Source organism: Haloferax massiliensis (assembly GCF_001368915.1).
In the GTDB taxonomy this organism is placed as follows: Archaea; Halobacteriota; Halobacteria; order Halobacteriales; family Haloferacaceae; genus Haloferax; species Haloferax massiliensis.
Genome location: NZ_CSTE01000004.1, coordinates 205,648 through 227,817, shown reverse-complemented (window position 1 = coordinate 227,817; position 22,170 = coordinate 205,648). Strand labels below are relative to the sequence as shown.

Here is a 22,170-nt window from a genome sequence, read left to right as displayed (position 1 = left end):
ACGACGCGGCGCGGGCGCGGCTCGATTTCCACGACCGCCACCTCCACGTCGTCGCCGGGGGCTTGGCTGAACGAGCGGCCGACACGCCCGGCTCGGGCCTGTACGGCGAAGTCGCGGACTTCCTCGACCGGTTCGTCGCCGCCGACCAGCGCGCGCTCGCCGCGCGGTTCGAGGGAGGTGACGGCGCATGAGCGGTCGCGGAGTCGAAGATGCGGTCGGTTCGGCCTCCCCGTTGGCCGATATCACCGCGCTTCGGTCTCGAACGCCCGGGCGAACGTTTCGGATACTGGCCGGGATACTGGCGCTGTGCCCGGTCGCCGCGGTGACGGCGTATCGCGTCGGCCACAACGTTCCCGGCGGCCTCCCGGGGGGCGTCGCGACGCTCGCGGCGGACTGGTCGGGCCTCGCCGTCGTCGGGCCCGCGCTCGCGGCGCTGCTTCTCGCGTCGACCGCCGACGCCGGAGCCGAACGCGTGGGGCTCGCCTTCGTCGGCGGGTTCGGAGTCCTGGCACTCGTGACGGCGGCCGCGGCGTGGCAGCCGGCCGCAATCGGCGTTTCGGTCGGCTTCGCGGTCGTCGCGGCGGACAGGCTCGCCGCGCTCGGACGGAAACGAGAGTGGAACGGGGTCCGACGAGCCGCGCCGGTCGGCCTCGCCGCGGTTGGCGTGGCGACCTCCCTCGCGGCGACCGCCGGCGTGATGCCGGCGACGCTTCGGCCGCTCGGCTCCGGGGTCGCGCTCACCGCGGTCGGCGTCGTCCCGCTCGCTGTCGGCTGGGACCGAACCAGCGCGCTTGCCGGTGTCGCCGCGGGAGCGACTGTGCTTGCAACCGCCGCGAGCGCACCGTACGTCGCGGGGGCGGTACTGCTCGTCGGCGGCGGTGTCGTCGGCGTTCCGGCGGGTCTCGTCGCCTTCGCCGCGGCCGGCGGAACAGCCGGCGTCGTCTCCGCGCTCCGCGACGGTCGGCTCGCCGTCGCACTCGGAGCCGCGTTGTTCTGCGCGGCCGGCGTCCCCGCGACGGTGCTCCGAGCAACCGGGGTCGTCGTCGCGGCCGCGTTGGTCGCGTACGACGGGGGTGAGCGAGCGTGAGAGACGAAGAGGAGGCGACCGACGGACCCCCGGACCCACAGCTACACCCCGAACAGAGCCCCGGATTCGGCGTCGACCCCGCGGGTCTCGAAGACATCGAGGTCGACCGCGACGTGACCATCGGCGAGGCGACGCTCGCCGACCTCGGTGCGAGCGACACGGAACCCGTCGAGGACCACCCGGTCTCCGACCTGCTTGCGTCGCTCGCCGGCGACGACGCGGTCGAACGCCGGCGGGCCGCACTCGCGCTCGCCGAACGGGAGGGCGACGAGACTGTCGTCGCGGCGCTGTCCCGCGCGGCGACGACGGACGAGGACGCCGAAGTGCGGCAGTTCGCCGTGGAGGCACTGGCGAAACACGGCGGCGACCTCGCGGCCGAGACCGCGCGGGCGCTGACCGACGACCCCGACCCGTGGGTTCGGGCCGAGGCCGTCGTCGCGCTCGACCGCCTGGACCGGGCGGAACACGAAGCGGCCATCGAAGCCGCGCTCGACGACGAGCACCACGCCGCCCGTCGAAACGCGCTCGTCTCGCTTTTCAAACTCCGCGGCGAGGGCGCGTGCGACGCGCTCGTTGCCGCCGCCGCCGACCCGAGCGAGCGGGTGCGAGAGTGGGCGGCGCACCTGCTCGGCGGAATCGACAACGACCGGGCGGACGAGGCGCTCGATAGGCTGACCGACGACGAGCGAAGCGTCGTCCGAGAGACGGCGGTCCGGGCCCGCGAAGTCGATTCCGGAAGCTTCCGTCGCCAGTTCACGGGCGTCCTCGACGAGACCGACCGCACCCTGCCCGGCGAAGACGACCTCAACCGAACGCCGAACCTCTGACCATGAGCGAACACGACCCGACGAACCACGACCCGGCGAATAGCGAGCCAGACACCGAGTCCGAGCTTCGAGACCGCGTCGAATCCGCGCTCCGAGCCGTCCGAGACCCCGATGCCGACGTCGACGTCTTCGAGGCCGGGCTGGTCGAATCGATAGCCGTCGACGGGGCGAGCGTGACCGTCCGCGCGGCCGTGTCGGAGTTCGACGACGCGAACGCGACGCGGGTCATGCGCGCGATGGCGCAGGCGGTCCGCGACGTGCCCGCGGTCGAGGGTGCGCACGTCGAGCCCGTCTCGCCGTCGTCCGGCGACGGTGCGACCGGCGTGGACGCGTTCGACACCGTCATCGCCGTCGCCAGTGCCAAGGGCGGCGTCGGGAAATCGACCGTTTCGACCGGCCTGGCGTGCGCACTCGCCGGCGAGCGTCCAGCCGGGCTGTTCGACGCGGACATCCACGGCCCGAACGTTCCCTCGTTGCTCGACGTCGAAGGCCCCGTCCACTCGGACGACGAAGGTCACCCGCTCCCCGTTTCGGTGGGGGGCTCCGACGCCTCGCTCGACGTGATGAGCGTCGGATTGATGGAGTCGGGCGCGCCGCTGGCGTGGCGCGGTGCGATGGCGCACGACGCGCTGACCGAACTGTTCGCGGACACCGCCTGGAGCGCCGACGACACGCTCGTGTTGGACCTTCCGCCGGGGACCGGCGACGTGGTCCTGACCACGCTCCAAGAGATTTCCGTCGACGGCGTCGTCGTTGTGACGACGCCCTTCGAGTCGAGCCTGGACGATACGGCGCGGAGCATCGAACTCTTCCGCGACAACGGGGTTCCGGTTCTCGGGGCGGTCGTCAATATGGGCGAGTTCGCCTGCCCCTCCTGCGGCGACACTCACCAGCTCTTCCCCGGTGAGACCGCCGGCGAACGGCTCGACGCGACGGTGCTCGCCGAACTCCCGTTCTCCCCGCGGTTTCAGGAGACGCCCGCGCCCGGCGACACCGGCTCGGCGTTCGAGACGCTCGCGGAGTCGGTCTCCGAGGCGGCGGCGACCGCGTGGGATGTCGACGCTCCCGACGACGCACTCGACATCCGCGGGGACCCGCCGGAGCGACGGAAGGAGCGGGTCGCAGAACGGTTCACCGCGCTCGCGAGCGGCGAAGCGTTCGCGCTCGTCAGCGACCGCGACCCGACGCCAGTCCGGCGGTTCCTCGGCGGACTGACCGACCGCGACCCCGCGGAAATCGACGGGTTCAGCGTCGAACGCCGAACGCCGAACGACTGGCTGTTGACTGCGACGAAACCGTAAGCGAGGTCCGATGAAACGACAGCCACCGGTGACCGGCGTCGTGCTCGCCGGCGGCCGGAGCGAGCGGTTCGGTGAGGAGTGCAAGGCGGCGGCCAGTTTCGATGGACGCCCGCTCGTCGAACGCGTCGTCCGGCGCGTCCGGGCGGCGACGAGGCGTCGACCGATCGTCGCCGCGGGACCGCGCGACAAACGCGCGGCTGTGGACCGCGTACTGAGCGACGCCGACCCCGTGCGGTACGTCGCGGACGCGAACTGGTGTAACGGCCCCGTCGCCGGCCTCTGTGCCGCGCTCGACGCGGTTTCGACCGACCACGTCTTCGTCTGCGGTTGCGATATGCCGCTGTTGTCGGTCGCGGCCGTGTCGTGGCTCATCGACCGTCACGCCGATTCGGGCGCTGACGCGACGCTACCGGTCGATTCGGCGGGTCGCCGACAGCCCCTCCACGGAGTTTACCGAACGTCGGCGTTGGCGGCGCGGTGCGACCGGCGGCTCGGTTCGAACAGCCTCCGCGCCCTCGTCTCCGAACTCTCGGTCGACCGCGTCGACTCGTCGTCGGCACCCGACTCCCTCTCGCTCGAAGCGTCGATGGCGAACGTGAACACGCGAGAGGAGCTCGGCGGGCTCCGTCAACGGTTTGCTGAGTGAGCTTGCGGCTATTTCTGAGTCAACTGTGTTGTGCTATTAACTCAATATATCTGCCGTGAACATCATCCACGGCTACTCGAAACTGAACAAGAATAGATCGCATGATACAACGAAGACCGCTCGCGATCGATTCCGACAACGGCCTCTTCGGCCGCATCCTAATTCGGTGTTTCTCGGGTGAGATGTGACAAATATCTATCAAACGTATATTAGCGACAGACCGCTTAATGAGGACGTCCAACGCCGCGCACTCGAAGCCCCTGAACACAACGTTTATTCGTGCGTTACTTGTTGTCAGCTATCATGAAACACGCCTCGGCGGTCTGGGACCCGAACCTCGACGACGGCCGGTATCGGAACCCGGTCATCTACGCGGACTACTCCGACCCCGACGTCGTTCGCGCGGGTGATGACTTCTTCATGACCGCTTCGAGCTTCAACGCCGTCCCGGGACTCCCGATACTCCACTCGCGCGACCTCGTGAACTGGCGACTCATCAATCACGCCATCGACGAGTTACCACCGGATTTCGACCGTCCACAGCACGGAAACGGTGTCTGGGCGCCCTCGATCAACTACCACGAGGGGACGTTCTACATCTTCTACGGCGACCCCGACCGCGGCGTCTACATGACCGAGACCGACGACCCCCGTGGTCGGTGGTCCGACCTGACGCTCGTGCACGAGGCCGAGGGGTGGATCGACACGGCACCGCTGTGGGACGACGACGGGAACGCGTATCTCGCCCACGCGTTCGCGAAGAGCCGTGCCGGATTCAACAGCGTGCTCAACATCGCCCCGATGGCACCGGACGGGACGCACATCACCGGCGAGAGCAGGCAGGTGTTCGACGGCCACGACGACCACCCGACAATCGAGGGGCCGAAGCTGTACGAGCGGGACGGGAGTTACTACATCTTCGCGCCCGCCGGCGGCGTTAGCGACGGGTGGCAGACGGTCCTTCGCTCGGACGACATCTACGGCCCGTACGACGACCGAGTCGTCCTCGCCCAGGGGGAGACGCCGATTAACGGGCCGCATCAGGGAGCGCTCGTAGGCTTAGACGGCGGCGAAGACTGGTTCGTCCACTTCCAAGAGGCCGACCCGTACGGCCGCATCGTCCACCTTCAGCCGGTCGCTTGGACCGACGGGTGGCCCGTCATCGGTCGCGACGAGGACGGCGATGGGACCGGCGAGCCGGTTCGAACGCACGAAAAGCCCGACGTCGCTGCTGAGACGCTTCCGACGATGGTCCCGCAGACCTCCGACGACTTCGAAGCGGCCCGCTTAGGGCTCCAGTGGCAATGGCACGGGAACCCGAAGTTCGGTTGGCACTCGCTCACTCACCGTCCCGGCGCGCTCCGCCTGTTCCGACAGCGTGTCGATGAGTCTGAGAACCTGTGGACCGCCCCGAATCTCCTCCTCCAGAAGTTCCCCGCCCCGGCGTTCACGGCGACGACAGAAGTCCGATGCGGCCTCCAAGAAGAAACCGGACACGGGGGGCTTCTCGTCATGGGCTCCGAGTACGCCTACCTCAGTATCCGCGAGAGCACGGACGGAGTCCGCCTGATACAGGGACGTAACACCAACCCATCGGAGGGCGACCCCGATACGGTCGTCGAACGAGTCCCCCTCCGAGGCCCGTCCGCACGACTGCGGGCGACCGTCGAGGACGGGGGCCGCGTCCAGTTCGCGTACGCGACGGACGATGCCGGCTTCGAGTCGATTGGAGAGCCGTTCCAAGCCCAGCAGGGGCGCTGGATCGGTGCCAAAATCGGTCTGTTCGTCGCGCGGTCGACCGACTCTGGGGTCGGTGATGGCTACTGCGACTTCGAGTACTTCGAGGTCAGCGACTGAACTGTCTCCAGAGGGGCGCACGCTCTGCGCCTAATATAACAGGAATTTTATCAATAATGCCGAGAGGCATTGTCTAGTTAAGCCAGTTTGAGGAATGAGCAGGCCGTTTGAGTTAATTTGGGACGAAGCTCGCAGACCTGCCCAGCGAGTGCTTTGAGACGGGATTTCCCATCTTTAGAATATTCACACAGTGGTGATTTCACACCGAGATCTCAGGTTGGAGTGGTCGCACTATAGATGATCTAATACTAAGCCAAAAGACACATTATGTTGGGAAAATGTCGTTAAGATAACAAATGGATAAATTTTGGTTACTACGGCAAGCGGTTGCTATTGCAGGAATTCTGTTTTTCGGCTTGTTACTGGGACAGTTCATTACCCAAATATCTCTGCCAGCACCACGATATTACAAATTACTCATCGTAGACACTATCGAATATACCACAATTATAACATCTATACTATACGCGATTCGAAAAGGAACCAATTGAGTGATCTGGCACTGTCTAGTTAGTAACCTCCTCAACCGGTGTTCGCCCATCGAGCGCTTGATGCGGTCTCTGAAAATTGTAGTATTGCACAAATTTTATAGATGTCACGTGCGACCATATTTCAAGAAGATACAATGAGACATATCATTAAAACAGTAACCGCCTTTTTTCTAATCAGTACTTGGGCAACGATCCTATTTTCACCGGTATTAACCTCGATTGGCTTATCAGTTGAGTATATTTTAATGATCGGAGTTGTGATTGCAACTACCTCAGTATATCTTTCTAAAAGGCGTATTTCTAACAATAGACTGATTGAAGAGAATATGCTTTGGCAGAATCTGCTAATATACCTCTCTGTTATTCTTGGTTCTGGAATCGGGGTACAATATATAATGAAGTTTGTTTTCGGGGTTCTTAGTGATACCCCTCCGGAATGGTTTGCTATTGTGATCGCCTGTTTTTATGTTTTTTTACCACTCATACTTGCTACTTGGGTTATATACAAAGTGAATATAGGAGACACTGCAATACCGCCTCTGCTTCGCATTAATGAATGGAATAGAAGAGCTGATAGTGGTCTTATGCTTATTGTAGCTCTTGTCGCTTTAACTTATAGTGTGAATTTACTTCCTGCTCAATTGGTTATCTTTTCTCCCATCCTTAATACCGGTGCACTATTATTTGGTCTATTTCATGTAGTAATCCGACGCATTGGTGTCTTCCATCCCGAATTTGAGACAACGTCATAAGCGCTGTAGATAGTACCATCTAAACAGCCTTTTTGAATAAGTAGCACTGTCTAGTTAGTGACCTCCCCAACCGGTGTTCGCCCATCGAGCGCTTGATGCGGTCTCTGAAAATTGTAGTATTGCACAAATTCTATGAATCACTCGCGGACGCTTCCGTGACTGCCCACCCACGAATTATGGAAGCGGTCGACTCGCATTTTGAGGGTGTGAAACCACTTTTCGATGAGGTTTCGCTCTACATAGTCAAGCCGACCGCTCAATCCTAATCGAGAGAGGGCAGTCTGATAGCCGTAGCCATCAACGAGAAACACAGTATCTGAGAGATCGTGTTTCTCGGAAAGTCGATGGAGAAACGCAGCAGCCGGATCGGTACCATGTCGTCCAAACAATTCGACATCAAGAACCAGCTTCGTCTCGACGTCTATTGCAGCGTACAACCAAGACCACTCGCCATTGATTTTGACAGCGGTCTCGTCGACCGCAACCCGCTTCGGCGTTGCCTCAGGCGGGTTGTGACCGCTGTCAGCCAGTCGATGTACCCATTGCCAAACCGCTTGGTGGGAGCGTTCAACGCCGAGTAATCGAAGAATTTCTTTTGTCTCTCTGAGTGAACAACCGGTCGCGTGGAGCTGGACGGCGAACGCCCTGACGGGCGTTGCCGTCCGCTCACGCTCCCAAGTTTCTTCTAAATCCGTCGCAAAGCACTCGCTGAGCAGGTCTGCGAGCTTCGTCCCAAATTAACTCAAACGACCTGCTCGTTCCTCAAACTGGCTTAACTAGACAGTGCCCTGTCCGCAATCTTGTCAGAATTCCGACCACCGTCACTAAGACGAGAAGTGCCACCGGGAGCCTCGCGAGCACATCCCGACTCTCCGGGGTCAGACTCACTTCACCCACGCTATCGCTTACTGCGTCACCACACGGCAAAAGGAATATAACGGTAATTCTCTTCGGTACAAGCATGCGAACCTGCGAGCTCACAGATGTTAGTGAATTCACACTTGTCGATCGAGACCTCCCGACAATCGGTCCCGACGAAGTGCTGGTTCGAATCGACCGCGTCGGCATCTGCGGGTCCGACTTACACTACTACCAACACGGCGAAAACGGAGGCAACATCGTCGAGTTCCCCCACGTCCTCGGTCACGAGGCCGCCGGTACCGTCGTCGAGGTGGGAGACGGGGTCTCCCGCGTCGGTCCCGACGACCGCGTCGCCATCGAACCCGGTCTCCCGTGCGGAGAGTGCGAGTACTGCGTCGGCGACGGCACCTACCACCTCTGTGAGGACATGGAGTACATGTCTTCGCCGCCCGTCGAGGGCGCGCTGACCGAGTACGTCGCGTGGCCCGCCGAGTACCTGTACGCGCTTCCGGACTCGGTGTCGCTCCGCGAGGGGGCGCTCGCGGAGCCGCTGAGCGTCGCGATGCACGCGTGTCAGCGCGGCGGCGTCTCCGAGGGCGACTCGGTGTTAGTTACCGGCGGCGGTCCCATCGGTCAGCTCGTCTCGGAAGTCGCGATGGCCCGCGGGGCCGAGACGGTCGTCCTGACCGACGTAGTCCCCGAAAAGCTCGAACTCGCCGAGTCCCGCGGCGTCGACCACGCGGTCGACGTGACGGAGTCCGACCCCGTCGAGACGATTCGCGAACACGTCGACGAACGCGGCGTCGACGTGGTTCTCGAAAGCTCTGGCTTCGGCGGCGCTATCGAGACGACGACCGAGGCCGTCAAACGCGGCGGCACCGTCGTCTTCGTCGGCATCCCTCTCGAACCCGAGTTCCCCACCGACATCGTCGAGACAATCGGCCAGGAGTACGACCTGAAGGGGTCGTTCAGGTTCAGTAACACGTATCCGGCGGCCATCGAGGGAATCGAAACGGGCCGGTTCGACGTGGACAGTATCGTGACCTTCGAGTCGTCGTTCGAGGACACGCAGGCCGCCTTCGACCGCGCGGCCGAGCCCGAAGAAGTAAAAGGCGTAATCCGCGTCAGCGACGAGCTATAGCGCGTTGTCGTTGTAGCCGCCGTCGACGGTGATGACCGCGCCCGTCGTGAACGATGCCGCGTCGCTGGCGAGGTAGACGGCCGCGCCCGCAATTTCGTCCGGCGTCGCGACGCGTTCCATCGGCGTTCCCTCGTCTATCTTCTCTCGCAGTTCGGTTCCCTCGTTGAAGCCGTCGCCGGCGAGCGGGGTTTTGACGAACCCCGGCTCGATTGCGTTGACGCGCACGTCGGGCGCGAGGTCGGCCGCCGCGGCGCGCGTGAGCCCGTTCACGCCGCTCTTCGCGGCGCAGTAGGCCGGGCGCTCCTCGCGGGCCTGTCGCGCGGACATCGAGGAGATGTTCACGATGCTTCCAGACTCCATCTCGCGGCCGAAGACGCGGCACGCCCGGAAGACGCCCGTCAGGTTCACGTCGATGTCCTGGTTCCACTGGTCGTCGCTCATCTCGGAGACGGACGCTCTCGCGACCGACCCCGCCGAGTTCACCAGGATATCGATATCACCGATGGCGTCGCTGGCGACCTCGTAGAGGTTCTCTATCGACTCGTTGTCTCTGACGTCGCACGTCACTTCGGCGGTCTCTGCGCCGCGAGCGCGGAGTTCCTCGGCGGTCTCCTCGACGGCGTCCGCACTGCGACTCGTCGCCACCACGTCGGCGCCGTCGTCGGCGAAGGCGAGCGCGATAGCCCGCCCGATGCCGCTCGTACCGCCGATGACGACCGCGGCGCTATCCGATACGGTAACCGTGGGTGATGTCTCAACCATACTCGATTCGACCGGCCATGGCATGCTAACTCTTGCGGTCGACAGACGAACTCACGGCGCGAACCGCTCTCGTACTCCCGTCTGCGCGCCGCCGGTGGTCGTCTAAAAAGAAGATGGAGCAGTCGCTCAGGCGAGCCCTATCGCGCGGGGAAGCCAGAGGACGAGCTCCGGGAAGACGATAATCGACAGGAGGGTGAACAAAAGCGGCAGGTAGAACGGGACCATGTGCCGGGTGATCCGTTCGAGCGAGACGCCGGTGACGGCGTTGAGCACGAACAGGATGACGCCGAACGGCGGCGTGAGCAGGCCGATCATCAGCGTGACGATCATCACGACGCCGAAGTGAATCGGGCTGATTGCGGTCTGCTCGACGATGGGCAGGAACACCGGCGTGAGGATGGTGATTGCCGCAATCGTCTCCAGCATCAGCCCGACGATGAACAGGACGCCGGCGATGAGCAACATGAGCACGAGCGGGTCCGTCGACACGCCCGTGATGGCCTGTGCGAGAATCTCCGGGAGCTGTGCGCGCCGGATGAGAAAGCCGTACAGGGACGCCGCCGCGACGATGAACGTGAGCGTCGCGGTGTGAGTCATCCCCTCGTCGAACGACGCGACGAGTTCCTCCCGCGAGAGACCGTCGTAGAAGACGGTCCCGATGATGAGCGTGTAGAACAGCGCGACTGCGCCCGCCTCGGTCGCGGTGAACCACCCGCCGAGTATCCCGCCGATGATGAGCGCCGGAGTGCCGAGAGCCGGGAGCGCCCGGTAACACGTCCGACCGATTTCGCCGAGGGACCACCAGTCGCCTTTCTCGTAGCCGTTCCGATGGGCGTAGAAACTACACAGTATCATCAACCCGACGCCCATCACCAGCCCCGGGACGAGTCCGGCGATGAACAGCGTGCCAATCGAGACCTGCGCGAGAATCCCGTAGATGATGAGCGGGACGCTCGGCGGGATAATCGGGCCGATGATAGACGACGACCCGGTGACGGCGACGCTGAACCCCTCGTCGTATCCCTCCTCGCGCATCGCGCGGTACTCGATGGCCCCCAGTCCCGCGGCGTCCGCCGCGGCGGTCCCCGTCATCCCGGAGAAGATGATACTGGCGACGATGTTGACGTGGGCGAGCCCACCGCGAATCGGGCCGACGATGGCCTTCGCGAAGTCGAAGATGACGTCGGTCAGGCCGAGTTTGTTCATCAACAGCCCCGTCTGGAGGAACAGCGGAATCGCCAACAGCACGAACGAGTTGGTTCCGGAGACCATCGTCTGGGCGACCAGAAGCGGCTCGAACGGAATCGACGTGGTCCACATGAGGATGAGACTGGTCAGCCCCAGCGCGTACACGACGGGTACCTCGAACAGGTACAGTACGAGCAGGACGCCGATGAACAGGCCGAGCAGGACGACGTCGGCCATCAGCGGCACCCCTCTTGGAGCGGGCGCATCTCGGTGGCGGGTCGGCGTTCAGTCTGCATTTTCGTCTTCTCCTTTGATGTCCTCGATGATCGTTTCGGGCTCGACGGCGACGAGCCACAGGTCGCGAAGCGCGTAGATACCGATACAGACACCGCCGACGACGGCGGGGGCGTACAGCCACGCTTCGGTGAACGGCGGGTGCGACGGGAGCGCTCCCATGCCGAATCCCCGGTTTTGCAGGTACAGCGGGTACGCTCCCGAGACCATGACGCCGACGAACGCGAGGATGAGGAGCGTCCGGAGACCGGTCAGCACCCGGATGACGCCGTCGGAGAGCCGCGAGACGAGGAGGTCGAGCGAGATGTGCTGTCGCTTTCGACTGGCGACCGCCGCACCGAAGAACGTGATGTACACGAGCAGCATCTGCGAGAGGTTGACCGTCCACGGGAGGCTCGACCCGAGTATCGAACCCAAGACCCAGCGGGTCAGAATCTGCAACCCGACGACGAGTATCATCAGCACGTAGAGTGCCAACGCGATGGACGTGACCAGCCCGTCGAAAAGCCGGCCGAGTTTCGTTGCGAGGTTTACTTCTTCCATGGGTGCTCTACGAGTAAGCGTCCGCTCAAATGTTTCGCACTTCTTCGAGCGACGGTTCCCAGTTATTCTCGAACTGCGTCTGGAGCGGCTCCTTCGCCGCCTCTAACCACGCGTCGCGGTCGGGTTCGACCACGTTCATCCCCTGTTCTTTCAGCGCTTCGATGGCCTGAGATTCCGATTCAGAGATGCTGCTGCTGAGATCTTGGATGCTCGATGTCAGCGAGTCGACCATCGTCGTCTGGTCCTCGTCGGAGATGTTCGACAGCGCCTGAGTGCCGAGCGTGAACCAGCCCGTCGACGCGAGGTGCTTGGTCAGCGTGTAGTACTCCTGCACCTCGTACAGCGAGGACGACCGGACGGTTTCGGCGGGGTTCTCTTGGGCGTCGACGACGCCCTGTTGCAGCGCGCTGTAGAGTTCGTCGAACGCGACGGTCGTCGGACTCGCGCCGATACCGCTCCAGATGTTCACCCACGGGGTGAGGTCGGGCACCCGCAGGTTGACTCCCTGAATGTCCTCGGGCGTCTCGAAGGCCTTGTTCCCGCTCGTGTGTCGGTAGCCGCGGTACACCGGCTCGTTCACGAGCATCTGCTTGCCCTGCTCGCGGAGGCGCTGTCGGCCGTCGTCGAAGAACTCCGTCTGGAAGGCGCGTCGCTGCTGTTCCCAGCCTTCGAAGACGAACGGCGACTCGACCCAGAAGTTCTTGGGGTCGTAGTCGATGACCCAGCGCGTCCCGATGATAGTCCCGTCGATGGAGCCGATCTGCGTCTGCTCCATGACCTCCTTTTCGCCACCGAAGGACTCCTCGATGGTGATTGCGACCCGCCCGTCCGTCTCCGCTTCGACGGAGGACGCCCACTCCTTGGCCATCTCGTTGATGACGTGCCCGCTGGGGAAGACGCTCCCGATGATGAGCGATTGGCTCTGACCGCCGCCACCGCTCTCTGTCGTGTCGGTGTCTGAGCCGCCTGACTCGGTCGTACCGTCGTTTCCGGAGTCGGAACCGCCGCCCATGCAGCCAGCCATCGATGCGATTGCCCCGGTGCCAGTAAGTAGCCCGAGCTGTTCCATGAAGCTCCGTCGGCTTTGTCTACGCATACCATTCACAACGATTCTACACTGGTACTTATATCTATCGCAATAATTCATTTTAATAATATATCATAGGATAGATCTCATCTGCTCCGGGTAGTTCGACTCGTCACTCGTCGCAGTCGCCGGTAGTCACCGGTCGGGGGAGGCAAGATGAGGCTGACCGGTCGGATACGGTGTTACCGTCCGCGTTCGATGAGGCCCTTCATGTAGCCGATTGCGAACAGTCGGCCCATGTCAGTGTACCCCGCATGCGCTTCTGCTCGGTCCTCCTCGCCGAGCATCTTGGGGACGTGGTCGGGGCGAATCGCTCCGTCGAAACCGATGTCTTGGTACGCTTCCATCGCCGCCGCCATGTCCGTGGGCCCGTCGTCGTGCCACGTCTCGACGAACGACTCGGGTGTCCCTTCGACATCGCGGAAGTGGACGAAGTGAATTTTCTCTCCGAGGCGTCGAATCGCCGACGGTACGTCTTCGCCCATCGCGGCGAAGTTCCCCTGACAGAACGTGACGCCGTGGTTGGGGCTCTCGTGAAGTTCCAAGACGCGCTCGTACCGTTCGAGCGACGTGACGATGCGGGGGACTCCCCGAAGCTCCTCGACCGGCGGGTCGTCGGGGTGCAGCGCCATCTTGACGCCCGCCTCCTCGGCGACCGGCACGACTTCGTCCAGGAAGTACTGGAGGTTGTCCCACAGTTCTTCCTCGGTGATGCCCGCCGCGGGGTGGTCCTCGGCGCGCTCCAGCCACTCGTGGTCGTACCCGGTGACGAGCGAGTCACCGCGGTCCGGAATCGAATCGGAGGTTCTGATGACGCCGACGGGGTTTTCCGTCCACACCCAGCAGTACACGTTGATGCCGAGGCGTCCCATGTTCCGAAGCAGTCGTTTCACCGTCTCGATCTCCTCGTCTCGACCCTCCTGACCGAGGACCGTTCGCTCCATGGGCGGGCGGTCCTCGACGACGTCCAGCGAGAATCCGTGGTCTGCGAACCGATTTCGGGTTTCGAGTAACGTCTCGTACTCCCACCACTCGTCGACGCCCCAGAACCGTACGACGGCGCTTTCGACGCCGAGTTGCTTGGTGAGGGTCCACCGTCTGTCCGGGGAGGGGGGCAGCATCACTGCTGGATTCATACACTCACATTCCAGACTCACTCCGACTAAAAGCGTTTCGCACAGATGACGGTGGTGTCGTCCGCCGAGTCCACGAATCGACGTCGATAGCGCCTCTCTCACCAGTTCTAGGTCTATAACGTATCTTCGTGAGATTGTGGTCCACTCATAGTGGAACGGGTTCGTTGGACTCGGTGAAACGACCGGGTGGACTGCGCTCAGTCGTACGCGTACTTGACCTCGATAACGTTCTTCCGGTCTCTGAGCGCTGGGAACAGCTCGTCCACGATTCGGTCGTCGTTGAACCGCTCTTTCGGTCCAGAAAGCGACACCGCGCCGATGACCGTCCCGTCGCTGACTAACGGGACCGCAATTGACCGAATCCCGTCTCTCCGCTCTTCGTCTTCGAGCGCGTAACCCCGCTCCCGTATCGCCTCAAGTTCTTCGAGGAGCGCGTCTCGGTCGCTGATCGTGTGGTCGGTCTTCGCCGGAAGCCCGTACTCGTCGACGATTTCGGTCACCCGCTCGCCGGGGAGTTCCGCGAGAATCGCCTTTCCGAGCGCGGTCCAATGCATGTGCGTGAACTCGCCGATCGGCGCGTTGTCGTACACCGCCTTGTCGCCCTCGGCCTGGTAGACGATGACCCGCTGTCCGTTCTCTTCGACGCCGAGATTCGCCACCTCGCCGGTCGACTCCGCGAGGTCCTTGATTTCGGACCGCGACGCGTCGTACACGTCTAAGCGCCCCCGGGTGACGCTTCCGTCGCGGAGGAACCGAAGGCCGAGCCGGTACCCGTGTTCGTCCTTGACGACGTACCCCGCCGCTTCGAGGGTTTTCAGATGCACGTGCGCGGTACTGGTCGGCACCCCGAGCGCGTCCGCGACGTCGTTAATCCGCACCGTCCCTTGCTCTCGCAGAACACCGATTACCCGGTACGAGCGCATGACCGCCTTCACGCGCTTACCACCGTCTTCGCTTTCGTTGGGTGCCATAGTTCGCCTTTCGGAGCGGGACAGATAAATTCTACTGATGGTGGAAGCGCCCCGCGAAGCCGGTAGCTACCGCGACCAACGCCGTCGAACGTGGGGTTTCCCCTCACTGCCGTCGTACCGGTACCGTGTGGCGTCTCTCCGATGATTTACGAATATTCATAATTAATCCGAATCGGTGGGTGATTCGACGGGATAACTTCGATTCCCGCTCAATTAGACACCTGTGCTCGCGCGGCGCACCGGGTACGGAGCCGCTCGCTCGCATTGCTTGACTCTACTATTAGTAGAACTGCGGTCCACCGCGGACAGCCCGACTCAGCCGCCGACTTCCGTTCCTGGCGGGTTCACCAGCACGAAACGGACCGACGGTGCACGCGAACTCCGCCGCTCGCGTCCCGATGACACACCGGTCCCTGCGACGTCGCTTCGGATGGGGCCGGCCGTGCATAGCAGGCCTACCCGTGTAACTCATGGGTGGCCCCGGGCATCCGCTTGAGTAATTCGTTTTCAGTGAGTTGTAATTACAGCGCTAAGACTGTCACGGTAATCACTTTGCGCCGTCAATTCGGGGTCACTGCGCCCGAAGTCGTCTACGTATCCGGGATATCCTGTGCGTTCTCGCCGGACAGGCCGGCGACGACGTGGTCGGTATACCGACCGGTGTAGGCGAGGAGCCTGCGAACGAGTTCGACGTCGATGACCTCCCGTCCGACAGCGGCCGAACGTCGGTGCAGCCAAGCGCGGTGTCGCGACCGCAATGACTCTGAAATATCATATATATGTCAATTCTGGATAAATACTAGTGAATCATACATTTTGTCGATTTCACCGTCTAGTTGGCCCCCTGAAACGGCGTTCTTCCGTCGAACGACTGATGTGGTCGTTGAAGAGTTAGTAATGAGTGAATACTGCAAGAGCCTAGCGGACGCTCAGCCGACTGCTCTCCCATGAACTGTGAAAACGGTCAACTCCCATTTTGAACGTGTGAATCGATTTTTAATCAGATTTCGGTCTGTGTAGTCTCCCGGACAGTTTTCCCCTAATCGAAAGAATGTAGTCTGATATTCGATGGTGTCATCCGGGAACGCCGACTCTGAACAGTCGTGTTTCTCACGGACTCCGTGGAGAAACGTAGCCATCAAACCAGTCCCTTGACGCTCGAACAGCGCAACGTCAAGGACCACTTTCGAACCGATATATTGTAGTTTGTGTCCAAGAATCCTCGCTATTGATCTTGACGCCGGTTTCGTCGACCGCGACCCGCTTAGCTGCGTCTTCGGCGGGTCAGAAACGCTGTTAGCCACTCGGTGTACCTACTGTCGGGTCGCCTGAAACGAACTATGCCGAGAAGCCGAAGACTCACTTCTGTCTCTCTAAGTGAAAGGCCTCGATACGTGGAAAATATCAACTATCATACTTCTGTTACTTGTTCCTCCACAGTGGGGAACTTGTCACTGAGTGCTCTATGTCTGTCTTCCTCCCCGAGATACGACTCAGATTTGCCAATGAAATATCTGGCTCTCTTGAAACCCTATCTGGACGACGTCAAATCGGATTAGGCCAGTGCGGCAGCCGCTACACAGATACGCGATTTCGACTTTCGAGCAGCATATCACCCCCGAATTAACGTATTTTCGGAAAGAACCCGCCCTCATGCCCTCCCACACGCGCCGCCAACTCCTCACAGCCCTCGGCTCCACAAGTATTGCGCTTGCTGGCTGTCTCTCGCCGTCTCGCCCCTCGGGAGATTTCGGAGACGTCGCCGGAACGTGGCCGATGAGCGGTCGAAATCCCGGTCACACTCGACGGGTGGCGTCTGGTCCGACGGACCCGAAGACGGTCTGGCAAACCGACCTCAGTCAGGTACGGGCCACTGGCACACCAGCTATCAGCGCTGGGCACCTCTACCTTCCCGTCGACGCGATCTCCGATACGGCACGCCATCGGTATCGGATTCACGCGTTGCGCGCGGCGACAGGCGAGGAACGATGGCAGGTGCCACTTCGGTCGGAGCCGAACGGACCACCCGCAGTACGTGGTGATCACATCGTCGTGACGGCCAAGCGGGCGCTCGAAAAAGGTCGTATCATCGGCTTCCAGACGCGGTACGGTGACGAGGACTGGCTCGTCGACATCGACGCCAGACTCACCGCCCCACCCACGATTGCCGATGGAGTCGTCTACGTCCCCGACTGGAGCGGTCGCGTCCGCGCTCTCTCAGTCGGGGACGGGTCTGTGCGGTGGTCACACCACGTCGATGCGGAGGCTGGTGGGCGAACATTCACCGAACCAGTCGCCGTTCTCGATGGGACGCTCTACCTCGGCTCGCGGTCAGGAAAGACCGGCCTCGTTGCGCTGGACGCCACAACGGGCGAAAAAGAATGGGTCGAATCTACACGCGCGGTGACTGGTGGGCCGGTAGCCCATCCCGAGGGTGTCGTCGTGCAGAGTCATCAACTCGTGACTGCGTTCGACACCGATGGAACACGCCAATGGTCGTTCAACATCCCCGATGCTGGGGTGCAACAGATCGCGGTCGACAGTCAACACCTGTACGTGTCCGCCGGGGACACGGTCCAAGCGATCGATTGGAATGGGGAGGACGCGTGGACGTACGAATCTCCCGGAGAGCGGGTGGGAACTCCGACTGTCGCCGGCGAGACGGTACTCATCCGAAGCGAAAAACGGCTTGTCGCGGTATCTCGGGCAACCGGGGACGAGCGGTGGAGCACGACCTCCGGTGGCGCGGGTCGTGTAATCGTGACTCCAGAGGCGATTTTCTCACCCGAGTCAGACGGAAGCGTGGTTGCACTCGGAGAGAGCTAGGAATCGCCCCCGTAGTCGTGCTTCGGCGTCTTCCATTAGGGATGCGCCTCGACGGCCCTCTTGAAACCCTCCTCTTCAGAGACGTATTGCCTGAAACAACCGCTCGCTGAGTATTGCGTATCTCGCAACCGCCCTACATATCACACCGTCTCGTTCATGAAGACAGATCACCGGCGAGGCCAACGAACCCGACACTCACTCCCAGGACCATAATCAGGAGTCCAATTTGACCAAACGCGTTTGAATCCGCCGCGAATAGGTCTCGACCCGAGATAAGAAACCCCCCGAATAAAACGAGAAGAAGACCGAAGTCAAACGCACTATCACTCAGATTCCCCGATTGAGAGCGGTCACTCATGTCTCTCGATTGAAACCGTCAGTTTATATTCTTTTTTGATAGACTCATCCTCTGTACCGTCCACGGCAAGCCAAAGTGTGACTCCTGCTGGGGGTTCCAACAGAGCCGTCTCGACCGATCCGGAACTAACGAACCATCGCGTCCTGCTGCTGGCGAAGCGGTACGTCGTTCGCAATGGCGAAGTCCTCTCCACAGGCCCCAGTTCCTCCGAACCGATCCACGAGTGGGTTGTTCGTCTCCAAAGAGGGTTGTGGGATGATTCGCAGAAGCCAAAACTATTTCACATCGATTACACATACGTACTGACATGGCCCCCAAGAGAGACGGCCTTTCAGTACTCTCCGGCGGTAGAGTCGCCCTCGGGAAACTCGTCGCCGCCACCTCGGTATTATACACGTGGTTACAAGGAACCGTTACGAGTCGACCTCTGCTCAAGCGAATCTGGCACGGGGTAGTCGGCCGACGACGGAGGACCTCAGTTGCGGCGGTCCTCTCGGCCCCGATAGCGGCAATCGTGACCGGACCGTTGGTGGCCGCAACGTACGGCTACAGTCGCGTTGAACAGTGGGTTCTGGGGACGTTAAACGCGACGGACCCGAACGCGATTGCGGTCATTGGCATCGTCGTGCTGGTCGCGGTCGCTGCAGCTTTCGCCGCCAGAAATTCCGGGTTAGTGCCCACAATCGGTCTCACTATGGGGCCGATATTTGGGATCGGTCTCGCACGCTATGGGATGATGGTCGAACACTTCTCGCCGAGTAAACTCCACCGACTCTTCGGTGCGACGGGGATGCACTTCGAGACAGTCGGTCCGCTGGAGACCCTCGGAACTGCCGTATTCCTCGCCTGCTTGTTCGGTATTCCCCTCGGGACGGTCGGGTTCACGCTCGGAACGATCAGTCGGAAAATTAGCGGTCTGTTCGGCCGCCGTCGCAACGGTACGCCCTCGAAAGCGTAGCCCGTAGCTCGTTTCTACTTGAACTTCGGCTCCACGGTTCGACGTCGGAACCACGATGATACGGTACGCGCGAACCCTGCCTTGGCTACAGCCGAGCCAAGTTACGTTCTATGCGGTCTCCGAACTCACATCCGTGTCCGGCCGCTCGTCGAGGTCCACATCGACGACGACGGTGTTTTTCCGCTCCCGGTGGCTGCGGGGCGCACCAGGCTGCGTCACGCCTCACCACAATCTTTATGCACGGGATAATATAATCTACTGCATAATGATTAACCGAGAGCGGGAATTAGAATGGCTGACCTCACATCTCAAACGAGATGACCGGCAGTTTCTCGTTGTGTACGGCCGCCGTAGAGTTGGGAAAACGACGCTCGTGACGACAGCACTCGATTCGCTCGAACAGGAGACCCAATATTACCTTTGCGACCAGCGAGGACCGCAACACAATGCAACGCAGTTTGCACGACAGTGCGCGGATCACTTCGACGATGTTCCACCCGACGTGGACACGTTTCTGGATGCGTTTCGATATCTCAAGGGACGGGCTGACGGCCCGTTTGTCGTCGCGTTAGACGAGTTTTCCTATCTCGTAGGGGAGGACGAGACCATCCCGTCGGTATTCCAGACTATCGTCGACGAGGTGCTCGCTGACACAGACATCTCGATCGTCCTCCTCGGCTCGTCGATATCGATGATGGAAGAAGGCGTGTTGAGTTACGAGAGTCCGCTCTATGGACGCCGAACTGGACAGTGGCGACTCGAACCGCTCACCATCGGTGACGTCTCGAAATTCTTCCCTCGGTATGATGCTGATGCGACAATCCAGACGTACAGCGTTCTCGGTGGGGTGCCGGCGTACTTAGAGCAATTTGACGGGACTCAAGACCTCTTTTCGAACATCGAACAGCACATCCTCTCCAAGGGCGCGTTCCTCTACGAGGAACCCGAATTCCTCCTCCGACAGGAACTCCGGGAACCGACCACTTACATGGCGATTCTTGAGGCGATTGCCAACGGTGCAACTCGTGTGACCGACATCGCGAATAGCATCGATAAGAAGGCAAGCGGCATCTCACGGTATCTCCAAAACCTGACTCAGTTAGCGCTCGTCGAGCGCGAAACGCCGGTCACAGATCCCGACGGACGCGGTGTCTACAAACTGACTGACCAGTTCGTCCGGTTTTGGTTCCGCTACGTCTCGCCGAACCGGGGAACACTCGAACAAGGGCGAACGGAACCCGTCCGAGAATCGATTGCTGAAACAGTACCGACGCACACGAGCTTCGCGTTTGAAGAGGTCTGCCGACAAGCCGCCCGAGCGCCGTCGTTCCCAGTTTCCAGTTCCCGAGTCGGTCGCTGGTGGTACAGCGAGCAAGAAATCGACGTGGTCGGATTGAATCCGCAAGCGAAGTCGCTGTTTCTCGGAGAATGCAAATGGACCACTAGCCCCGTTGGCCGGTCACTCCTAGACGACCTCGAAGCGACTGAACCGGACGTGCGTTGGCAAGGTTCCGACCGAGACGTTGCGTACGGGCTCTTTTCGCGGTCCGGTTTCACGGACGAACTCGTGGAGCGCGCAGCGCAGCGTGAGGACGTCCATCTATTCACCCCGTCAGATGTGTTGGCGCTGTTCGAGTAGGCTCCCGCGTTTTTGTCCTCCGTACGGGACGGCCGGTCCTCTGTCCAAAATACGCGATGCCGTACGCCGCTGCATTCCATCAGCCGACCACAAAATATCTAACAGCCAACACGAAACTGATAGTAGATGCCCTCCCCTCACCGTCGCCGATTCCTTCGTGCTTGTGCCGCCGCCGTTGGGCTCGGAACTGCTGGCTGTCTTGGTTCCGAGGTGCCTGCGGAGACGACGACAGGGACCGAGGCCCGGACAGAAACGGGAACGGAGACGACCGCACGTACCCAACCCACGCAGCCAGACCCCCCAGTCGTCTGGCGGCAAACGGTCGGGTCAGAAATCACGACTCCCCCGACGAGTACCGGAGATCGTCTCTACGTGGGAACGAAGTCCGGGTCTCTCGAATCGCTGAACACTACTGATGGAAGCAAACAGTGGTCGTATGACGCGGACACCGAACTCCGTGGTTCGCCGGCCCACGTCGGCGAGACGGTGTTCGTCATTGTTGGAAAGAACGATTTGTTCGAGAACCACGGCGTAGTCGCCCTCAACGCCGAAACCGGAACCGTGGAGTGGACGTTCAGCCCCGAGGCATGGTGGCTGGAAATTCTCGGCGTTACCGAGGATGTGCTGTACGTCGGGACCGAAGACGACGCGATTGAGGAGGCCGGTCAGACGCTCTACGCGCTCTCCGTCGCTGACGGAGCAGAGCGGTGGTCCGGCGAGATCGGCGACCCGTCTGGCGGACTCTTGACCGCTGAGACGATCTACGTTCCCACATACGGTCGCCTCTATGCGTACGATACAGCAACCGGTGAGCAGCGGTGGACTGCAGCGGTCGAAGATTATTCGTACCAGACGATTGCAGCGACCGACGAAACAGTCTGTTTCGTTGCCGACGAGGGCGATACCCGTGGAAAGCTCATTGCGCTGGATAGCGAGACGGGTGAGGAGACGTGGAGTCGCGACGACTGGGTCGCGACGTCGACGACGCTCCACGGTGACACTCTCTATGTCGGCGGCCAACACATCGCCGCATTCGACCCGGAAAGCGGTGAAAAACAGTGGCAAGCAGCCGAGTCAGGGTTCGTCCCACGGGTACCAGTTCAGGACGATGTTCTCTTTGCCGGTGGCGGAACGGTGCGAGCGTTCGATACTGAGGGCGGTACTCTCAGTTGGACGTGGACCCCCAACGAGGGCGTTGAGGGTGTGGTACCGTCTGTGACGATAGGTGACTCGTTGTACGTCGACTCGTGGGGGAGAGACGACCCGCGGAACCGATTCAAGTTCGCGCTTGATGTATCGGCAGGTGAGAAGCAGTGGGCGTTCGAGGATGGTTCCCAGCTTACCGATCTGTCGGCTGATAGCAATCATGTCTACGTCGGGTCTGCAAAGGGTACGGTCTATTCGCTGCAGTAGTCTCCGGTCACAAGTCCGGTGTCCGCTGAGAA

17 protein-coding genes and 4 pseudogenes are annotated in these 22,170 nt (G+C 61.4%); 12 read left to right on the top strand and 9 right to left on the bottom strand.

Annotation, left to right across the window (positions count from 1 at the left end):
* The 6 genes and pseudogenes from BN996_RS16215 to BN996_RS16190 all read left to right on the top strand — a co-directional run.
* Window positions 1-191 (top strand): annotated as a pseudogene (locus tag BN996_RS16215) (molecular chaperone TorD family protein); the annotation flags it as partial.
* Window positions 188-1,087 carry a DUF8068 family protein gene (locus BN996_RS16210; protein WP_089780777.1) on the top strand — a complete coding sequence of 300 codons (900 nt, stop codon included), beginning with the start codon at window positions 188-190 and terminating at the stop codon, window positions 1,085-1,087. The pseudogene BN996_RS16215 and the gene BN996_RS16210, both read left to right, overlap by 4 nt.
* Window positions 1,084-1,914, top strand: coding sequence for a HEAT repeat domain-containing protein (locus BN996_RS16205; protein ID WP_089780775.1), 831 nt, complete (start codon window positions 1,084-1,086; stop codon window positions 1,912-1,914). The genes BN996_RS16210 and BN996_RS16205 overlap by 4 nt, the downstream gene beginning before the upstream one ends.
* Window positions 1,915-1,916: 2 nt before the next feature.
* On the top strand, window positions 1,917-3,215 hold the full coding sequence (locus tag BN996_RS16200) for a P-loop NTPase (protein ID WP_089780773.1): 1,299 nt from the start codon (window positions 1,917-1,919) through the stop codon (window positions 3,213-3,215).
* 10 nt (window positions 3,216-3,225) lie between these two features.
* A complete protein-coding gene (mobA, locus tag BN996_RS16195; RefSeq protein WP_167344156.1) occupies window positions 3,226-3,861 on the top strand; it encodes a molybdenum cofactor guanylyltransferase in 636 nt (211 codons plus the stop codon).
* A 303-nt stretch (window positions 3,862-4,164) separates the two neighbouring features.
* Window positions 4,165-5,718: a glycoside hydrolase family 43 protein gene (locus BN996_RS16190; RefSeq protein WP_089780769.1), complete on the top strand. Its 1,554-nt coding sequence runs from the start codon at window positions 4,165-4,167 to the stop codon at window positions 5,716-5,718.
* Between the two features lie 506 nt (window positions 5,719-6,224).
* Here BN996_RS16190 and BN996_RS19845 read toward each other — a convergent pair.
* A pseudogene (locus tag BN996_RS19845) lies at window positions 6,225-6,308 on the bottom strand (integrase core domain-containing protein); the annotation flags it as partial.
* Window positions 6,309-6,310: 2 nt separating this feature from the next.
* On the opposite strand from BN996_RS19845, the gene BN996_RS19840 reads away from it, so the two are divergent.
* Complete coding sequence (locus tag BN996_RS19840; protein WP_139043139.1) at window positions 6,311-6,961, top strand: hypothetical protein; 651 nt, start codon at window positions 6,311-6,313, stop codon at window positions 6,959-6,961.
* A gap of 50 nt (window positions 6,962-7,011) precedes the next feature.
* Here BN996_RS19840 and BN996_RS16185 read toward each other — a convergent pair.
* Window positions 7,012-7,677 (bottom strand): annotated as a pseudogene (locus BN996_RS16185) (IS6 family transposase).
* A gap of 245 nt (window positions 7,678-7,922) precedes the next feature.
* Here BN996_RS16185 and BN996_RS16180 point away from each other — a divergent pair.
* Window positions 7,923-8,963, top strand: a complete 1,041-nt coding sequence (locus tag BN996_RS16180; RefSeq protein WP_089780767.1) for an NAD(P)-dependent alcohol dehydrogenase — start codon at window positions 7,923-7,925, stop codon at window positions 8,961-8,963.
* On the opposite strand, the gene BN996_RS16175 is transcribed toward BN996_RS16180, so the two are convergent.
* From BN996_RS16175 to BN996_RS20570, 7 genes and pseudogenes are all read right to left on the bottom strand, one after another.
* Entirely contained in the window at window positions 8,958-9,725 is a 768-nt protein-coding gene (locus BN996_RS16175) for an SDR family NAD(P)-dependent oxidoreductase (RefSeq protein ID WP_089780765.1), read from the bottom strand. The genes BN996_RS16180 and BN996_RS16175 overlap by 6 nt on opposite strands.
* Before the next feature lie 126 nt (window positions 9,726-9,851).
* The gene (locus tag BN996_RS16170) at window positions 9,852-11,150 is read right to left on the bottom strand and encodes a TRAP transporter large permease (protein WP_089780763.1); all 1,299 of its coding nucleotides are present in this window, start codon (window positions 11,148-11,150) and stop codon (window positions 9,852-9,854) included.
* Between the two features lie 48 nt (window positions 11,151-11,198).
* Window positions 11,199-11,750, bottom strand: coding sequence for a TRAP transporter small permease (locus tag BN996_RS16165; protein ID WP_089780761.1), 552 nt, complete (start codon window positions 11,748-11,750; stop codon window positions 11,199-11,201).
* 25 nt (window positions 11,751-11,775) lie between these two features.
* A complete protein-coding gene (locus tag BN996_RS16160) occupies window positions 11,776-12,846 on the bottom strand; it encodes a TRAP transporter substrate-binding protein (RefSeq protein ID WP_226908779.1) in 1,071 nt (356 codons plus the stop codon).
* Window positions 12,847-13,019: 173 nt separating this feature from the next.
* Window positions 13,020-13,973 carry a mannonate dehydratase gene (locus BN996_RS16155; protein WP_226908778.1) on the bottom strand — a complete coding sequence of 318 codons (954 nt, stop codon included), beginning with the start codon at window positions 13,971-13,973 and terminating at the stop codon, window positions 13,020-13,022.
* 197 nt (window positions 13,974-14,170) lie between these two features.
* Entirely contained in the window at window positions 14,171-14,944 is a 774-nt protein-coding gene (locus tag BN996_RS16150) for an IclR family transcriptional regulator (RefSeq protein ID WP_089780757.1), read from the bottom strand.
* A gap of 832 nt (window positions 14,945-15,776) precedes the next feature.
* Window positions 15,777-16,331: pseudogene (locus tag BN996_RS20570) on the bottom strand (IS6 family transposase); the annotation flags it as partial.
* Between the two features lie 266 nt (window positions 16,332-16,597).
* Here BN996_RS20570 and BN996_RS16145 point away from each other — a divergent pair.
* From BN996_RS16145 to BN996_RS16125, 4 genes are all read left to right on the top strand, one after another.
* Window positions 16,598-17,770 (top strand): outer membrane protein assembly factor BamB family protein, encoded by a 1,173-nt coding sequence (locus BN996_RS16145; protein WP_310893649.1) that lies wholly within the window; start codon window positions 16,598-16,600, stop codon window positions 17,768-17,770.
* Window positions 17,771-18,435: 665 nt separating this feature from the next.
* Window positions 18,436-19,086 carry a DUF8071 domain-containing protein gene (locus tag BN996_RS16135; protein ID WP_089780753.1) on the top strand — a complete coding sequence of 217 codons (651 nt, stop codon included), beginning with the start codon at window positions 18,436-18,438 and terminating at the stop codon, window positions 19,084-19,086.
* A 265-nt stretch (window positions 19,087-19,351) separates the two neighbouring features.
* On the top strand, window positions 19,352-20,725 hold the full coding sequence (locus BN996_RS16130; protein WP_042665786.1) for an ATP-binding protein: 1,374 nt from the start codon (window positions 19,352-19,354) through the stop codon (window positions 20,723-20,725).
* A 126-nt stretch (window positions 20,726-20,851) separates the two neighbouring features.
* Window positions 20,852-22,138, top strand: coding sequence for a PQQ-binding-like beta-propeller repeat protein (locus tag BN996_RS16125; protein WP_089780751.1), 1,287 nt, complete (start codon window positions 20,852-20,854; stop codon window positions 22,136-22,138).
* Window positions 22,139-22,170: the final 32 nt, after the last annotated feature.

What these genes read in the sequence shown, in the direction of transcription:
- BN996_RS16210 (WP_089780777.1), top strand. Translation starts at nt 188, where the DNA reads ATGAGCGGTCGCGGAGTCGAAGATGCGGTCGGTTCGGCCTCCCCGTTG.
- BN996_RS16200 (WP_089780773.1), top strand. Translation starts at nt 1,917, where the DNA reads ATGAGCGAACACGACCCGACGAACCACGACCCGGCGAATAGCGAGCCA.
- mobA (WP_167344156.1), top strand. Translation starts at nt 3,226, where the DNA reads ATGAAACGACAGCCACCGGTGACCGGCGTCGTGCTCGCCGGCGGCCGG.
- BN996_RS16190 (WP_089780769.1), top strand. Translation starts at nt 4,165, where the DNA reads ATGAAACACGCCTCGGCGGTCTGGGACCCGAACCTCGACGACGGCCGG.
- BN996_RS19840 (WP_139043139.1), top strand. Translation starts at nt 6,311, where the DNA reads ATGTCACGTGCGACCATATTTCAAGAAGATACAATGAGACATATCATT.
- BN996_RS16180 (WP_089780767.1), top strand. Translation starts at nt 7,923, where the DNA reads ATGCGAACCTGCGAGCTCACAGATGTTAGTGAATTCACACTTGTCGAT.
- BN996_RS16175 (WP_089780765.1), bottom strand. Translation starts at nt 9,725, where the DNA reads ATGGTTGAGACATCACCCACGGTTACCGTATCGGATAGCGCCGCGGTC.
- BN996_RS16170 (WP_089780763.1), bottom strand. Translation starts at nt 11,150, where the DNA reads ATGGCCGACGTCGTCCTGCTCGGCCTGTTCATCGGCGTCCTGCTCGTA.
- BN996_RS16165 (WP_089780761.1), bottom strand. Translation starts at nt 11,750, where the DNA reads ATGGAAGAAGTAAACCTCGCAACGAAACTCGGCCGGCTTTTCGACGGG.
- BN996_RS16160 (WP_226908779.1), bottom strand. Translation starts at nt 12,846, where the DNA reads ATGCGTAGACAAAGCCGACGGAGCTTCATGGAACAGCTCGGGCTACTT.
- BN996_RS16155 (WP_226908778.1), bottom strand. Translation starts at nt 13,973, where the DNA reads ATGAATCCAGCAGTGATGCTGCCCCCCTCCCCGGACAGACGGTGGACC.
- BN996_RS16150 (WP_089780757.1), bottom strand. Translation starts at nt 14,944, where the DNA reads ATGGCACCCAACGAAAGCGAAGACGGTGGTAAGCGCGTGAAGGCGGTC.
- BN996_RS16145 (WP_310893649.1), top strand. Translation starts at nt 16,598, where the DNA reads ATGCCCTCCCACACGCGCCGCCAACTCCTCACAGCCCTCGGCTCCACA.
- BN996_RS16135 (WP_089780753.1), top strand. Translation starts at nt 18,436, where the DNA reads ATGGCCCCCAAGAGAGACGGCCTTTCAGTACTCTCCGGCGGTAGAGTC.
- BN996_RS16130 (WP_042665786.1), top strand. Translation starts at nt 19,352, where the DNA reads ATGATTAACCGAGAGCGGGAATTAGAATGGCTGACCTCACATCTCAAA.
- BN996_RS16125 (WP_089780751.1), top strand. Translation starts at nt 20,852, where the DNA reads ATGCCCTCCCCTCACCGTCGCCGATTCCTTCGTGCTTGTGCCGCCGCC.